Raw genomic sequence first — 15,250 nt, 5'->3', positions numbered from 1 at the left:
CCCGCTACCCTCCCGGCATGATCCGCTTCGTGCGCCGCCGCCCGTCGTTCCTGCTCCGCCTGCTGATGCTGGTGGTGGTGGCGATCGGCAGCGTGGGCGGCGCCACGGCGTCGGCACTGGGCGAGCTGCACGAGATGTCGCATCTGGACCATCCGGCGGCGCCGCACGATGCCGCCGGGCTCGATGCCGGGCACGATCCGGACGACACCAGCGCACGCCTGCTGCACGCGCTGGTGCATTGCGGGCACTGCCACGGCCAGGGCGGCGTCCTGCCGTTCGCATTGGCCAGCTGGGAACTGCCGCTGCCGCCGTCGGCCGCCGCGCCGACCACCATCGACACCGACGGCCGCCCGGCGCCGCTGGAATCGCTGCTGCGTCCTCCGATCCAGGCCTGATCCATCGCCCGCCGTGCGCGGGCTTCCGATCCTGTCCTGAGATTTCCGGAGTATTCCCATGTGGATCCGCCTGGCCGCTGTCGCGGCCCTGGCGATCGCGCCGTGCGTGCATGCGCAGGCGCCGTCGTCGCTTGACCCCCTGACCCTGGACGCGGCCGTCGACCGTGTCGCCCGTACCCATCCCGACCTGCGCCTGCCCACCCTGCAGCGCCAGGCCGCCGAAGCCCGCCTGGACGGCGCCGCCCTCACTCCGGCGCTGGTGCTCGGCGTGGAGCTGGAGAACGTGCTGGGCACCGGCAGCACCCGCGGCTTCGATGCCGCCGAAGCCACCGTCACCCTGGCCGGCGTGCTGGAACGCGGCGGCAAGCTGGACGCGCGTCGTGCCGTGGCCCAGGCCAACCTGGACGCGCTGGCCCCGCAGCGCGAGATCACCCGCCTGGATCTGCTGGCCGAAACCGCGCGCCGCTACCTGGCCATCAGCGCGGCCGAACAGCAGCGCCGCATCGCCGTGGACGATATCGAGCAGCGCCGCCGCGCGGTGGCCGCCGCACGTTTGCGCCTGCAGGCCGGTGCCTCGCCGGCGTCCACGCTGCTGACCGCGCAGGCGGCACTGGCCCAGGCCGAACTGGACCGCGACCGCAGCGTGCAGGCGGCACGCGCTGCGCGCATGGCGCTGGCGGCGCTGTGGAACGCGCGCGAAGTGGATTTCGACGCCATCACCGGCGACCCCTTGCAGCTGCCCGCCCTGCAGGACTTCCAGCAACTGGCGCAGCTGCTGCAGCGCACGCCGGAACTGGCGGTGATCGCCACCGAAGCACGCGTGCGCGAGGCGCAGCTGCAGTTGGCGCGCAGCCAGCAGCGCAGTGACCTGTCCTGGCAGCTGGGCGTGCGCCACATGCGTGACAGCGGCGACAGCGCCCTGCTGGCCGGCTTCAGCATGGCGCTGGGCAGTGCGCGCCGTGCGGTCCCGGAGATCCGCGCCGCAGAAGCCGAACTGGCCCTGAGCGCGGTCGAACGCGAGGCCCGCGCGCTGCAGCTGTACGCCACCCTGGCCGAGGCGCACGGCCGCTACGAAACCGCCCGGCTGGAAGTGCAGCGCATGCAGCGCGACGTGCTGCCGCAACTGCAGAAAGCCGAAACGGCCGCCGAAACCGCCTGGCGCGCCGGTGCCATCAGCTACCTGGAATGGGCCCAGCTGCAGGCCATGCGCATCGAAGCGCGGCAGCGGCAGTTGGATGCCGCGCTGTCGGCACAGTCCGCCCTGATCGAAATCCAGCGCCTGAGCGGACAACCGCTGCTGGCCCCCTCTGCTGAAGGAACCCTGCCATGAAGGCTGTCACCTCGCTGATCCGTCTGGCCACCGTGGCCGCGCTGCTGGCCGCGCTGAGCGCCTGTGGCAACGGCGGCCCGCAGGCCGCGTCGCCTGCGGACGATGACCACGACCACGCCGAAGGCGAAGCCGCGCATGCCGACGATGCGCCCGAGCGCACTACCATCACCGCCGCGCAGGCGGCCGAGGCGGGCATCGTCAGTGCCGCAGTGGGCGCCGGCACCATCGCCGACGAACACGACGTGCAGGGCCTGCTGGCCCCGGTCGATGGGCGCAGCGCACAGGTCACCGCACGCTTCCCCGGCCCGGTGCGCGCGCTGCGTGCGAACGTGGGCGACCGCGTGCGCGCCGGCCAGCCGTTGGCCAGCATCGACAGCAACCTCAGCCTGACCACCTACAGCGTGGCCGCGCCGATCAGCGGCGTGGTGCTGTCGCGGCAGGTGCAGGTGGGCGCCATGGCGGGCGAGGGCCAGGTGCTGTTCGAGATCGGCGATCTGTCGCAGCTGTGGGTGGACCTGCATATCTTCGGTGCCGATACCCAGCACATCACCGCCGGCGTGCCGGTTACCGTCACCCGCATGACCGATGGCGTCAGCCAGGTCACCACGCTGGAACGCGTGCTGCCCGGCACCGCCACCGCCAGCCAGAGCACCGTGGCGCGCGCCAGCGTGGACAATGCCGATGGCCTGTGGCGGCCAGGTGCGGCGGTGCGCGCGCGCATCGTGGTGGCCAGCACGCCGGCCGATATCGTGGTGCCGCTCAGCGCGTTGCAGACCCTGGACGGCAAGGACGTGGTGTTCGTGCGCGAGGGCGACACCTATACCGCGCGACCGGTCACCCTGGGCGCACGCGATGCGCAGCAGGTGGCGGTCAGCGCCGGGCTGCGTGCCGGCGAGCAGGTGGTGGTGCAGCAGAGCTACACGGTGAAGGCCGACATCGGCAAGGCGGGTGCCAGCCATGAGCACTGACCCCAACGCCCGCCACGGGCTGCTGGAACGCATCATCGCCGCAGCCATCCAGCGCCGCTGGCTGATGCTGGGCCTGACCCTGGTGCTGGTGGCGGTCGGTATCTGGAGTTTCACCCGGCTGCCGATCGACGCCACCCCGGACATCACCAACGTGCAGGTGCAGGTGAACACCGCCGCGCCCGGCTATTCGCCACTGGAAAGCGAACAGCGCATCACCTACGCGGTGGAAACGGCGATGGCCGGCCTGCCGAAGCTGGACCACGTGCGTTCGCTGTCGCGCTACGGCCTTTCGCAGGTCACCGTGGTGTTCAAGGACGGCACCGACCTTTATTTCGCCCGCCAGCAGGTGGCCGAACGCCTGCAGCAGGTGCGCTCGCAGATTCCGGCCGGGCTGGACCCGCAGCTGGGGCCGATTGCCACCGGCCTGGGCGAGATCTTCATGTACACCATCGACGCCGATCCCAAGGCGCGCAAGCCCGACGGCACGGCCTACACCGCCACCGATCTGCGCACCCTGCAGGACTGGGTGATCCGGCCACAGCTGCGCAACGTGCCGGGCGTGACCGAGGTCAACACCATCGGTGGTTTCCAGCGCCAGGTGCACATCACCCCGGATCCGGCGCGACTGCGCGCGCTGGGCTTCAGCCTGGACGACGTGGCCGAAGCCGTGCAGGCCAACAACCAGAACGTCGGTGCCGGCTACATCGAACGCAATGGCCAGCAGTTCCTGGTGCGCATTCCCGGCCAGGTGGCCGATCTGCAGGAGATCGGCAACATCGTGCTGGACCGCCGCGAAGGCGTGCCGATCCACGTGCACGACGTGGCCAGCGTGGCCGACGGCCCGGAACTGCGCAGCGGCGCGGCCACCCAGAATGGCCATGAAGTGGTGATGGGCACCGTGGTGATGCTGGTCGGTGCCAACAGTCGCGAGGTCGCGCAGGCCGCGGCCGCTCGCCTGCAGCAGGCGCAGGCCAGCCTGCCTGCGGGAGTTACCGTTACCGCCAGCTACGACCGCACCGCGCTGGTCGACCGCACCATCCAGACCGTGGCGCGCAATCTGCTGGAAGGTGCGCTGCTGGTGATCGTGGTGCTGTTCCTGCTGCTGGGCAACGTGCGTGCCGCGTTGATCACCGCGGCGGTCATTCCGCTGGCCATGCTGTTCACCCTCACCGGCATGGCCCGTGGCGGCGTGTCGGCCAACCTGATGAGCCTGGGCGCACTCGACTTCGGCCTGATCGTCGATGGCGCGGTCATCATCATCGAGAACTGCCTGCGCCGCTTCGGCGAACGCCAGCATGCGCTGGGCCGCGACATGACCGTGGCCGAACGCTTTGCCGAAACCGCCAGCGCCACCGCCGAAGTGATCCGCCCCAGCCTGTTCGGCCTGGGCATCATCACCGCGGTGTACCTGCCGATCTTCGCGCTTACCGGCGTGGAAGGGAAAATGTTCCACCCGATGGCGATCACGGTGGTGCTGGCACTGACCGGCGCCATGCTGTTGTGCCTGACCTTCGTGCCGGCTGCCATCGCGCTGTTCCTCGGCGGCCGCGTGCAGGAAAAGGAGAACCGGCTGATGGCCTGGCTGCGGCGGCGCTACCAGCCGCTGTTGGCGTTCACCCTGCGCCGCGGCCGCTGGGTCGCCGTGGGCGCCCTGGTGCTGGTGCTGGGCTGCGGCGCCCTGGCCACGCGGCTGGGCAGCGAATTCGTGCCCAGCCTGGACGAAGGCGATGTGGCCATGCATGCCATGCGCATTCCCGGCACCAGCCTGGCGCAGTCAGTGCAGATGCAGGTGCAGATTGAACGCCGCCTGCTGCAGGTGCCGGAAGTGGCCAAGGTGTTTTCCAAGATCGGCACGCCGGAAGTGGCGTCCGACCCGATGCCGCCCTCGGTGGCCGACACCTTCATCATGATGAAGCCCCGCAGCCAATGGCCCGACCCGCGCAAGCCGCGCGCAACGCTGCTGGCCGAGCTGGAGCGCACGGTGGAATCGCTGCCCGGCAACAACTACGAGTTCACCCAGCCGATCCAGATGCGCATGAACGAGCTGATTTCCGGCGTGCGTGCCGATGTGGCGGTGATGCTGTACGGCGATGACCTGGACACCCTGCGCAACGTCGGCCAGCGCCTGCAGCGCGTGGTCGCAGCGGTACCGGGTGCGGCCGATGTGCGGCTGGAAGAGACCACCGGCCTGCCGCTGCTGACCGTGCTGCCGGATCGGCAGCGGCTGGCCGGCTATGGCTTGAACCCGGGCCAGGTGCAGTCCACCGTGGCCACCGCCGTGGGTGGGCAGGTGGCCGGGCAGCTGTTCGAAGGTGACCGCCGCTTCGACATCGTGGTGCGCCTGCCCGAAGCCCTGCGCCAGGACCCGGCGGCCTTGGCCGATCTGCCCATTTCGCTGGAGCCGGCGCTGGCCAGCGACAACGGCGACGAACTGAGCCGAGGCGTGGCCGCGGGCAGCGGTGCACCGCGCACCGTGCCGCTGCGCGAACTGGCCCGCATCGAAACCAGCGAAGGCCCGAACCAGATCAACCGCGACAACGGCAAGCGCCGCATCGTGGTCACCGCCAACGTGCGCGATCGTGACCTGGGCAGTTTCGTGGCGGACCTGCAGCAGGCGGTGCAGGGCAGGGTGGAACTGCCGGCCGGCTACTGGATCGACTACGGCGGCAGCTTCCAGCAGCTGATCTCGGCCAGCCAGCGCCTGGCGGTGGTGGTGCCGGTCACGCTGCTGCTGATCTTCGTGCTGCTGTTCTGGGCGTTCGGATCGGTGCGTGATGCGGCCATCGTGTTCAGCGGCGTGCCGCTGGCGCTGACCGGCGGCGTCCTGGCGCTGGCGTTGCGTGGCCTGCCGCTGTCGATCTCGGCCGGCGTCGGCTTCATCGCCCTGTCGGGCGTGGCCGTGCTCAACGGCCTGGTGATGATCAGCTTCGTGCGCCACCTGCGCGAGCAGGGCCTGCCCCTGCTGGATGCGGTACGCGAAGGCGCGCTGGGGCGCCTGCGCCCGGTGCTGATGACCGCCCTCGTCGCTTCGCTGGGCTTCGTGCCGATGGCCTTCAATGTCGGTGCGGGATCGGAAGTGCAACGGCCCCTGGCCACCGTGGTGATCGGTGGCATCGTCTCGTCCACGCTGCTGACCCTGCTGGTGCTGCCCGTGCTGTACCGCTGGCTGCACCGCCGCGAGCCCTGACCGGAGGGGTCAGATCCCTTCCGCAGGAAGGGCTCTGACCCCATCCACTTACGGCAGCTTCGCAATCACCTTGATCTCGAACTGGAACCCATACAGCCAGGTCACGCCGATGCCGGTCAGGGTCGGGTGCGGCGCCTGGCCCCAGTATTCGGGCACGATGGCCCAGGCCTTCTCGAAATTCTTTTCCGGATCGACCAGAAACACCGTCGCGTCGATCACATCGTCGAACGTGCAGCCGGCGGCTGCCAGCACCGCATTGAGGTTGTCGAAGGCGCGGCGCACCTGGGTCTCGAAGTCCGGCTCGGGCGAGCCGTCTTCGCGGCTGCCGACCTGGCCGGAGACGAACAGGAAGCCGTTGGATCGGATGGCCGGCGAGTAGCGGTTGCGCTCGTAGAGGGCCTGGCGACCGGCGGGGAACACGACATCACGCTGTGACATGGGGACTATCCCGTGGAAGAGAGGGCCATCCTCCTCGCCAAAGCTGTCTGGATAAACCGCGATAATCGGCCTAGATTGATTGTCGATCCCAAACAATTGCGGGCCGCCCATGGACCGATTCGAGGCAATGCGGGCCTTCGCCCGGGTGGTGGAAACCGGCAGCTTCACCCGCGCCGCGCACACCCTGCAGATCAGCCGCACCACGGTCACCCAGCTGGTGCAGCAGCTGGAAGCGCACCTGCGCCTGCGCCTGCTCAACCGCACCACCCGGCGTGTCAGCACCACCGCCGATGGCGCGGCGTACTACCCGCGCATCGCCCGCCTGCTGGCCGAGCTGGAGGCGGTGGAAGGCGGCCTGGGCGAAGCCGCCAGCCAGCCGCGCGGGCGCCTGCGCATCGACGTGCCGGGGCCCTACGCACGACTGCGGCTGGTGCCGGCGCTGGCAGATTTCCACGCACGCTACCCGGAGATCCAGCTGGACATCGGAGTGAGCGACCGCGAAGTGGATGTCATCGCCGACAACGTGGACTGCGTGATCCGCGGCGGCACGCCGGCCGACCCGGCGCTGGTCGCACGGCCGCTGGCCAGCCTGCCGCTTGGCTTCTACGCCAGCGTTGCCTACCTGCAGCGCTTCGGCGCGCCCGACCACCCGCGCGCACTGGAAGGACCGGACCATCACGTGGTCGGCTTCCTCAGCCCGCGCAGCGGTCGCGCGCGGGTGTTCAGCGCCCGCCGTGGCGATGAGCGCATGGAGGTGCAGGGCCGTTACACGGTGGGCTTCGATGATGGCAACGCCTATCTGGCGGCCGCTGTGGCCGGACTGGGCGTGGTCGCACTGCCCAGCTACATGGCGCAGCCGCATGTGGCGCGCGGCGAACTGCAACCGGTGCTGCAGGACTGGCAGCTGCCGGCCATGCCGATGCACGTGATGTTCCCGCCGAACCGGCACATGAGCCAGCGCCTGCGGGTGTTCATCGATTGGGTGGTGGAGGTGCTGGGGTAATGCCTTTGCAGCGTCGAGCGTTGCTCGACCGCTTCTGCTCGGCGCTACAGCCTCCCGGCCGCAAAGTTTTGCAACTGTTCCTAGGTCGATGGCGTCAACGTTCGTGCGACCATTTCCGGCACGCCACAAAGGAAATGGATTGCCACATGAGTCGTATCGTTGCACTGGACACCGAAACCACCGGCCTGTCGCACAAGCAGGGCCATCGCATCATCGAAATCGGTGCGGTGGAAATGATCGACGGACGAATCACGGGTCGCCAGTTCCACACGTTCCTGCAGCCACAACGTCGCGTGGATCCTTTCGCACAACGTGTGCACGGCATCAGCGACGCCATGCTGGTCGGCAAGCCGTTGTTCTCCAACAAGGCGGTCGAACTGCTTGAATTTCTGCGTGGCAGTGAACTGGTGGCCCATAACGCCACGTTCGACGTCGGCTTCCTGGACCATGAACTTCGCCTGGCCGGCCACACGGTGGCCCTGGCCCACCATTGCAGCGTGACCTGCAGCCTGAAGATCGCCCAGCAGCGCTGGCCGGGGCAGCCCAACAAGCTGGATGACCTGCTGCAACGCCTGGGCATTCCCGGCGAGCGCGGCCTGCACGGCGCGCTGAAGGATGCACATCTGCTGGCACAGGTGATTCCACACCTGCGTTGACTTGGCCCGCAGCAGGGGTCAGAGCCCGCGTCTGTCGACGCGGGATCCGACCCCATCGGGAAGCCGTGCCAACCGTTCGATCATCGCCACACCGGTGGCCACGCCATCTTCGCTGGCCATCGCTGCACCCAGTGCAACCGCACGTGCGCGCGTTTCCGGGTCTTCGGCGAACGCGATGGCCGTCGCCAGCGTGGCCGCATGCAAGCGCTTCGGCGACAGTGGTGCTGGCGCAACACCGAGCGCCTGCAGACGCCGCGCCCAGAAGAACTGATCGGCGGCGAAAGGCATCACCAATGAAGGAATACCTGCGCGGCAGGCCGAATGCGTGGTGCCGCTGCCACCGTGATGGATGGCCAGCGCGCAGCGCGGGAACAACGCTTCATGCGGTGTCGGGCCAACGACGAACACGTTCGCCGGCAGGTCGCCTGCAGGCAGGCCCGCCCAGCCGGGAAACAGCAGCACGCGGCGCGGTGCCAGGGCCTGCAGCAACGCCGGCAGCACGCGCTCGCGGTCGAAGCCGGTCATGCTGCCGAAGCCCAGGTACACCGGTGGCGGACCGGCATCCAGGAAGGCCTGCAGGTCTGGCGGCGGCAACCACGGTTGCTCCGGCATCCGCCATTGCCCGCACACCACGTGGTCGGCCGGCCAGTCCGGCGGCGGCGGCAGCAGTTGCGGGGAAATGCCGTACAGCATTGGCAGGCCGGTCCACAGCGTGCGGCGCGGGGCTTGCCCCAGTGCGGCGCGCGCCACGTTGATCGGCTTGCGGAACGTGCGCCACACCGCCTGGTTGACCAGCCCGTAGCTGGCCCGGCGCAGGAACCCGGGCAGCGGCAGCGGCGGCAGGAAGGGGGATGCAAAGGCCCGCGTCGGGGTGAGCGGAATCATGCCGGTGCCGATGGCTGGCAGGTCGTGCCGTTCGGCCACGCTCAAGCCCACCAGGGCGGCCAGACCCCCCGTCAGTATGGCGTCGCAGCCTGCGGCGGCCGCATCGGCCTGCGCCATCCAGGCCGGCACGTGGCGGCCGGCCATCCGCGCCAGACCGCGCGAGGCGGCAGCCAGGTTGTTGCCGCGTGCCACCAGGGCCACCACCTCATCGTGGATGTCGCCCTGCAGCGCCGCGTGCGGCACGCCGAGGTCGCGCGCAGTGGCCAGCGTGCCCTGTTCGGCCAGCAGCATCACCTCATGGCCCGCCTGGCGCAGCCCGTGGCACAGCATCACCAGCGGCCGGGTGTCGCCTTCGGTGCCATAGGTCAGGGCCAGCAGTCGCATGGAAGGGCTCGCGGGAGGGGCCGCCAGTATGGTCAGACCCGGCATGAACACGGCGTGCCACGTTCAGCCTTCGCCCTGTGGACAACTTGCGCAAGTGATTGAAAGCCTGCATAATGCGCGGCTCGCTGTGTCCGGTTTCGTACCGGGCGGCACCCCCGGGAGCACGTCCCCGGCCGCCCAACGCCAGCGTAACCCTTTGATTCTCTTGATGTGTGGTGGGTAACCACCGAGGCCGCCGTCTCCCGGGCTACGGGCTGACAAAATTAACTATCGAGGTGCGCAATGTCCCGCGTATGCCAGGTTTCCGGCAAGCGAGTGCAGACGGGTAACAACGTCTCGCACGCCAACAACAAGACCCGTCGTCGTTTCCTGCCCAACCTGCACGAGCGCCGCTTCTGGGTTGCCAGCGAAAACCGCTGGGTGAAGCTTCGTGTTTCCGCGCATGCACTGCGCACCATCGACAAGAACGGCATCGATTCCGTTCTGGCTGAGCTGCGTGCGCGCGGCGAAAAGGTCTGAGGAGTAGACGATCATGGCAGGCAAGCGCGATAAGGTCCGTATGATTTCGACCGCCGGTACCGGTCACTTCTACACGACCGACAAGAACAAAAAGAACACCCCGGGGAAGATGGAATTCTCCAAGTACGATCCGGTCGTGCGCAAGCACGTCCCGTACAAGGAAGGCAAGATCAAGTAATCCGCAAGGGTTGCTGATCGCCTCCGGAAAAACCCGCCCTTGTGGCGGGTTTTTTCATGCCCGGCGCCCGGCAGGTGCTCACCCCGCCCGGTAGGTGCCAACCTTGGTTGGCACACGCACCCCCCCGGTAGGTGCCAACCTTGGTTGGCACATGGCTTCCAAGCCGTCGAGCAAGCTCGACTCTACACACCCTGCTGGGCAGAATGGCTGCACACCTCCCGACGGGCGACGCGATGCTGTTCGAGTGGCTGCTGGGCTCCTACCTGCTGTTGATCGACTGGCTCATCCGCCTGGTCGCGCTGTGCTGGATTCCCACCCGCACCACGCCGGGGGCCGCACGCAGCTGGCTGTTGCTGGTCGGCTTCGTGCCGCTGCTGGGCCTGCCGTTGTACCTGCTGTTCGGCCATCCCTGGCTGTCACGCGAACGCATCCGCCGCCAGGCCGAGGCATCGCTGGTCATCCGCGAAGAGCAGGCGCTGCAGCGGCGCCTGCGCTGGGTGCCGCAGCCCGACACTGCCACTGCCGAGATCGTGCCGCTGGTGCAGCGCCAGGGCGACTTCATGCCGGTACACGGCAATGCCGTCGATCTGCTGACCGACTACGATGAATCGCTGCACAGCCTGATTGCCGATATCGACCAGGCCGAAGACCGCGTGCACCTGCTCTACTACCTGATGTTCGATGACGCCGTGGGCGAGGCCATCGTCGAAGCCCTGCAGCGAGCCGCCGCGCGTGGCGTGCAGTGCCGCGTGCTGCTTGATGCCGTCGGCGCCAAGCGCGGCCTGCGCGCCTACCGCAAACGGCTGCAGGCACGCGATGTGGAAGTGCGCGCGATGCTGCCGGGCGGCCTGCGCTGGCGCCGCAGCGGCCGCATGGACCTGCGCAACCACCGCAAGATCGCAGTGATCGACAACGAAGTGGCCTACGTGGGCTCGCAGAACCTGGCCGGCCCGCAGTTCGTGCCCGGCCATCCCAACCGTGAACTGGTGGCGCGCGTGCGCGGCCCGGCGGTGGCGCATCTGGAAGCGGTGTTCGCCAGCGACTGGTACATGGAAACCGGGCAGCGCCTGGAGGTGATCGCCAACGTGCCGGTGTGCAGTGACGACATCGCCACCCAGCTGCTGCCCAGCGGCCCGGCCTACCCGTACAGCAATGCGCGCGATGCCGTGGCCGCACTCATCCACCTGGCACGGCGGCGACTGGTGATGGTGACCCCGTACTTCGTGCCCGACGAGGCCACCCTGAGCGCGCTGCGCATCGCCGCGCTGTCGGGCGTGCAGGTGCAGTTGATCCTGTCGGCCAGCAACAACCAGCGGCTGACGTCCTGGGCGCAGGAGGCGTACTACGACGAACTGCTGCGCTGTGGCGTGCAGATCGCGCTGTACGAGCCACAATTCCTGCACGCCAAGCACATGAGCGTGGACGAAGACATCGCGGTGCTCGGTTCGATCAACATGGATATCCGTTCGTTCGCGCTGAATGCCGAGATCGGCCTGATCTGCTACGACCGCCCGCTGGTGAAGCAGCTGTGCGCGATCGAAGACGACTACCTGCGGCAGTCGACGCTGCTCGATCTGGAGCAGTGGCGGCAGCGACCGGCGTGGCGGCGCAGCCGCGAAGGCATCGCACGGCTGGCCGATGCGCTGATGTAAACGGGCGTGTTGGCGCGGGTCACGCCGGCCATGGCCTACAATCCACGCATGACTGATTCCGCGCGAACCGCTGAAGCGGACCTGGCGATCATCGGTGGCGGCGCTGCCGGCGTACTGGTGGCCCTCCACGTGCTGCGCCTTGCTCGGCAGCCGCTGCGTATCGCTTTGTTCGAGCCGGCCTCGCAGCCGGCGCAGGGCATTGCCTATTCCACACCGTGGCCCGAGCACCTGCTGAACGTGCCGGCGGCAAAGATGAGCGCATTCCCGGAACAGCCCGGCGATTTCCTCGATTACCTGGAAGCGGCCAACGCCTACCCGGGTGAAGCACGCGATGTGCTGGGCGATCGCTATGTCTGCCGCCATTACTTCGCCAGCTACCTGCAGCAGCGCCTGCAGCAGGCCGCTGCGGCCAGCCCAGCGCAGGTGCAGGTCATCGCCCAGCCGGTGCTGGCCCTGCAGGTGGACGCGCACGGCTGCCAGTTGCAGCTGGGCGATGGACAGGTGCTGCGCGCCGCGCAGGCGGTGCTGGCCACCGGCAACAGCATGCGCCCGCTGCCGGTGCCCGGCGCCGACGCATTGCCGGCCGACGCCGTGGTCGAAGCCTGGGATTACGATGGCGTGCGCACCCTGGCCGGCGCACAGGCGCTGGCCATCGTCGGCTCGGGCCTGAGCATGGCCGATACCGTGCTGGCCCTGGTGGCGGCCGGCCATAGCGGCCCGCTGCACGTCATCTCGCGGCACGGCCTGCTGCCGCTGGCGCACGACCATGGCGCGCTGCCGAGCTTCGATCCCGCCAGCCTGCTGCCGCTTACCCTGCGCCAGCGACTGCGCGCACTGCGCCAGCACGCCGGTGAACTGCAGGCCGCCGGGCAGCCGTGGCAGGGCGTGATGGACCGTATCCGCGCGCATGGGCAGGCCCTGTGGTGCAGCCTGGATGCAGCCGACCAGCGTCGCTTCCTGCGCCATGTGGTGCGCTACTGGGACGTGCATCGTCATCGCATTGCCGAAGGCATCGATGCGCAGCTGCAGGCGCTGCAGGCCAGTGGCCAGCTGCAGATCCACCGCGCACGGTTGCAGCAGGTGCGCCAGCAGGACGACGCCCTGTTGCTGAGCGGGCGCAGCGCTGACGGTGCTGACCAGGCCTGGGCGGTGGCCGGCATCATCAATGCCACCGGCGTGGAAACCCGTGCCACCGCCCTGCGCAACCCGTTGCTGCAGCAGCTGCTGGCCGATGGCGTGGCACGGCCGGGACCGCATGGGCTGGGCCTGGACAGCAGCGTGCCCGGCGATCGCCTGCACGACGCTCAGGGCCGGCCGCAACCGCGGCTGGGCGTGCTCGGCAGCCTGCGCATCGGCAGCCTGTGGGAAAGCCTGGCCGTGCCTGAACTGCGTCAGCAGGCACAGGCATTGGCCACGCAGGTGGTCGCAGGGCACGCGACCGCGATGCCGTAAAATGGGGGCATGGATGTCTCCCACCTGCTTGATGGCCTGAACCCGGCCCAGCGCGACGCCGTCTCTGCTCCCCCTGGCCACCACCTGGTGCTGGCCGGCGCCGGCTCGGGCAAGACCCGCGTGCTTACCCACCGCATTGCCTGGCTGCATGAAGTCTTCGGCGTGCCCACCCACAGCATTTTCGCGGTCACCTTCACCAACAAGGCGGCCGGTGAAATGCGCCACCGCATCGACGCGCAGCTGCCCAACGGCAGCCGCGGCATGTGGATCGGCACCTTCCACGGCCTGGCCAACCGCCTGCTGCGCCTGCACTGGCAGGACGCCAAGCTGCCCGAAGGCTTCCAGGTGATGGATTCGGACGACCAGCTGCGGCTGGTCAAGCGCGTGGTGCAGGCGCTGGAAATCGACGACAGCAAGCACCCGCCCAAGCAGATTGCGTGGTGGATCAACGAGCAGAAGGACGAGGGGCGCCGCCCGCAGCACATCCAGCCCGAGCCGCACGATGCGTGGCTGGAAACCATGCGCCAGGCCTACATCGAATACCAGGCGCGCTGCGACCGCGCCGGCCTGGTCGACTTCGCCGAACTGCTGCTGCGCGCTCACGAACTGCTGCGCGACAACCCGGCCCTGCTGGCGCACTACCGCGCCCGCTTCCGCGAAATCCTGGTGGACGAATTCCAGGATACCAATGCCATCCAGTACGCCTTCGTGCGCGTGCTGGCCGGCCATGAAGGCCACGTGTTCGTGGTCGGTGACGATGACCAGGCCATCTACGGCTGGCGTGGCGCCAAGGTCGAGAACGTGCAGGGCTTCCTGCGCGATTTCCCCGGCGCGCAGACCATCCGCCTGGAACAGAACTACCGTTCCACCGCCAACATCCTGGGCGCCGCCAACGCGGTGATCGCGCACAACCCGGACCGCATCGGCAAGGAACTGTGGACCGACAGTGGCGATGGCGAGCCGATCGATCTGTACGCCGCGTACAACGAAATGGACGAGGCGCGTTACATCGTCGAACGTGCCCGCCAGTGGGTGCGCGACGGCGGCAGCTACACCGAAGTGGCCGTGCTCTACCGCAGCAACGCGCAGTCGCGCGCGCTGGAAGAAGCGCTGCTGAGCGAACAGGTGCCGTACCGCGTGTACGGCGGCATGCGCTTCTTCGAGCGTGCCGAAATCAAGGACGCGTTGGCCTACCTGCGCCTGCTGTCCAACCGCAATGACGATGCCGCCTTCGAGCGCGCGGTGAACACGCCCACCCGTGGCATCGGCGAGCGCACGCTGGACGAAGTGCGCCGCGAAGCACGTGCGCAGGGCCTGTCGCTGTGGGAAGCCACCATGCTGGTGACCCAGGGCAGTGCGCTGGCCGCACGCGCACGCAACGCGCTGGCCGGCTTCCTGGTGCTGGTGAACGAGCTGCAGGCACAGACCCTGCACATGACCCTGGCCGAGCGCGTGGACCACATCCTGTCGCGCTCGCAGCTGCGCGAACACTGGAGCAAGGAAAGCCGCAATTCGCTGGATTCGGAATCGCGCACCGACAACCTGGACGAACTGGTGTCGGTGGCCTCGCGCTTCGTGCGCCGTGCCGATGACATCGAGGAAGTGGGCGAGGAGATGGACGAGCTGGTCGCCTTCCTGGCCTACGCCGCGCTGGAGGCCGGTGAAGGCCAGGCGCAGGCGGGCGAGGAGGGTGTGCAGCTGATGACCCTGCACTCGGCCAAGGGCCTGGAATTCCCGCTGGTGTTCCTGGCCGGCATGGAAGACGGCCTGTTCCCGAGTGCGCGCTCGCTGGAAGAAAGCGGGCGGCTGGAAGAAGAGCGCCGCCTGGCTTACGTGGGCATTACCCGTGCACGGCAGAAGCTGGTGCTGTGCTACGCCGAATCGCGGCGCATCCACGGCCAGGACAACTACAGCCTGCCCTCGCGCTTCCTGCGCGAGATTCCGCGCGAACTGCTGCACGAGGTGCGCCCGAAGGTGCAGGTCTCACGTCCGGCCTCGCTGGGCAGCAGCCGGGTGATGGGCCACGCCTCGATCGAGGCGCCGCCGCTGAAGCTGGGGGCCCTGGTCACCCATCCCAAGTTCGGCGAAGGCATGGTGACCGACTATGAAGGCAGCGGCGCGCACGCCCGCGTGCAGGTCGAATTCGCCGATGCCGGCAGCAAGTGGCTGGTGATGGCCTACGCCAACCTGACGGTGATCTGAT

General features: G+C 68.6%; 12 protein-coding genes and 1 pseudogene. 11 read left to right on the top strand and 2 right to left on the bottom strand.

Annotated elements, in window-relative coordinates; all coding sequences use genetic code 11:
* Positions 1–17: 17 nt before the first annotated feature.
* The 4 genes and pseudogenes from C1930_RS19690 (at position 18) to C1930_RS19675 (ending at position 5,880) form a co-directional block, all read left to right on the top strand.
* Entirely contained in the window at positions 18–395 is a 378-nt protein-coding gene (locus tag C1930_RS19690; RefSeq protein WP_234412705.1) for a hypothetical protein, read from the top strand.
* 58 nt (positions 396–453) lie between these two features.
* Complete coding sequence (locus C1930_RS19685) at positions 454–1,725, top strand: TolC family protein (protein WP_108772471.1); 1,272 nt, start codon at positions 454–456, stop codon at positions 1,723–1,725.
* A gap of 155 nt (positions 1,726–1,880) precedes the next feature.
* Positions 1,881–2,693, top strand: a pseudogene (locus C1930_RS19680) (efflux RND transporter periplasmic adaptor subunit); the annotation flags it as partial.
* A 19-nt stretch (positions 2,694–2,712) separates the two neighbouring features.
* On the top strand, positions 2,713–5,880 hold the full coding sequence (locus C1930_RS19675; RefSeq protein WP_199912441.1) for a CusA/CzcA family heavy metal efflux RND transporter: 3,168 nt from the start codon (positions 2,713–2,715) through the stop codon (positions 5,878–5,880).
* A 48-nt stretch (positions 5,881–5,928) separates the two neighbouring features.
* On the opposite strand, the gene C1930_RS19670 is transcribed toward C1930_RS19675, so the two are convergent.
* Positions 5,929–6,318, bottom strand: a complete 390-nt coding sequence (locus C1930_RS19670; RefSeq protein ID WP_108772470.1) for a RidA family protein — start codon at positions 6,316–6,318, stop codon at positions 5,929–5,931.
* A 109-nt stretch (positions 6,319–6,427) separates the two neighbouring features.
* On the opposite strand from C1930_RS19670, the gene C1930_RS19665 reads away from it, so the two are divergent.
* On the top strand, positions 6,428–7,321 hold the full coding sequence (locus C1930_RS19665; protein ID WP_108772469.1) for a LysR family transcriptional regulator: 894 nt from the start codon (positions 6,428–6,430) through the stop codon (positions 7,319–7,321).
* A 146-nt stretch (positions 7,322–7,467) separates the two neighbouring features.
* Positions 7,468–7,977 (top strand): DNA polymerase III subunit epsilon, encoded by a 510-nt coding sequence (gene dnaQ, locus C1930_RS19660; RefSeq protein WP_108772468.1) that lies wholly within the window; start codon positions 7,468–7,470, stop codon positions 7,975–7,977.
* Positions 7,978–7,995: 18 nt separating this feature from the next.
* On the opposite strand, the gene C1930_RS19655 is transcribed toward dnaQ, so the two are convergent.
* On the bottom strand, positions 7,996–9,246 hold the full coding sequence (locus C1930_RS19655) for a glycosyltransferase (protein ID WP_108772467.1): 1,251 nt from the start codon (positions 9,244–9,246) through the stop codon (positions 7,996–7,998).
* A gap of 282 nt (positions 9,247–9,528) precedes the next feature.
* Between C1930_RS19655 and rpmB the strand changes: the two genes are divergently transcribed.
* The 5 genes from rpmB (at position 9,529) to uvrD (ending at position 15,249) form a co-directional block, all read left to right on the top strand.
* A complete protein-coding gene (gene rpmB / locus C1930_RS19650; protein WP_005411638.1) occupies positions 9,529–9,765 on the top strand; it encodes a 50S ribosomal protein L28 in 237 nt (78 codons plus the stop codon).
* 10 nt (positions 9,766–9,775) lie between these two features.
* Positions 9,776–9,943 (top strand): 50S ribosomal protein L33, encoded by a 168-nt coding sequence (gene rpmG, locus C1930_RS19645; RefSeq protein WP_170272460.1) that lies wholly within the window; start codon positions 9,776–9,778, stop codon positions 9,941–9,943.
* Between the two features lie 233 nt (positions 9,944–10,176).
* The gene (gene cls / locus C1930_RS19640) at positions 10,177–11,595 is read left to right on the top strand and encodes a cardiolipin synthase (protein WP_108757539.1); all 1,419 of its coding nucleotides are present in this window, start codon (positions 10,177–10,179) and stop codon (positions 11,593–11,595) included.
* A 30-nt stretch (positions 11,596–11,625) separates the two neighbouring features.
* Positions 11,626–13,047, top strand: a complete 1,422-nt coding sequence (locus C1930_RS19635; protein WP_108772466.1) for an FAD/NAD(P)-binding protein — start codon at positions 11,626–11,628, stop codon at positions 13,045–13,047.
* Between the two features lie 9 nt (positions 13,048–13,056).
* Entirely contained in the window at positions 13,057–15,249 is a 2,193-nt protein-coding gene (gene uvrD / locus C1930_RS19630) for a DNA helicase II (protein WP_108772465.1), read from the top strand.
* Position 15,250 lies beyond the last annotated feature (1 nt).

Origin of the sequence: Stenotrophomonas sp. SAU14A_NAIMI4_8 (assembly GCF_003086695.1) — a bacterium.
Lineage (GTDB): Bacteria > Pseudomonadota > Gammaproteobacteria > Xanthomonadales > Xanthomonadaceae > Stenotrophomonas.
This window is presented reverse-complemented; position numbering and strand designations above follow the sequence as displayed.

Coding starts and splice junctions, on each gene's coding strand:
- C1930_RS19690 (WP_234412705.1), top strand. CDS start 18: ATGATCCGCTTCGTGCGCCGCCGCCCGTCGTTCCTGCTCCGCCTGCTG.
- C1930_RS19685 (WP_108772471.1), top strand. CDS start 454: ATGTGGATCCGCCTGGCCGCTGTCGCGGCCCTGGCGATCGCGCCGTGC.
- C1930_RS19670 (WP_108772470.1), bottom strand. CDS start 6,318: ATGTCACAGCGTGATGTCGTGTTCCCCGCCGGTCGCCAGGCCCTCTAC.
- C1930_RS19665 (WP_108772469.1), top strand. CDS start 6,428: ATGGACCGATTCGAGGCAATGCGGGCCTTCGCCCGGGTGGTGGAAACC.
- dnaQ (WP_108772468.1), top strand. CDS start 7,468: ATGAGTCGTATCGTTGCACTGGACACCGAAACCACCGGCCTGTCGCAC.
- C1930_RS19655 (WP_108772467.1), bottom strand. CDS start 9,246: ATGCGACTGCTGGCCCTGACCTATGGCACCGAAGGCGACACCCGGCCG.
- rpmB (WP_005411638.1), top strand. CDS start 9,529: ATGTCCCGCGTATGCCAGGTTTCCGGCAAGCGAGTGCAGACGGGTAAC.
- cls (WP_108757539.1), top strand. CDS start 10,177: ATGCTGTTCGAGTGGCTGCTGGGCTCCTACCTGCTGTTGATCGACTGG.
- C1930_RS19635 (WP_108772466.1), top strand. CDS start 11,626: ATGGCCTACAATCCACGCATGACTGATTCCGCGCGAACCGCTGAAGCG.
- uvrD (WP_108772465.1), top strand. CDS start 13,057: ATGGATGTCTCCCACCTGCTTGATGGCCTGAACCCGGCCCAGCGCGAC.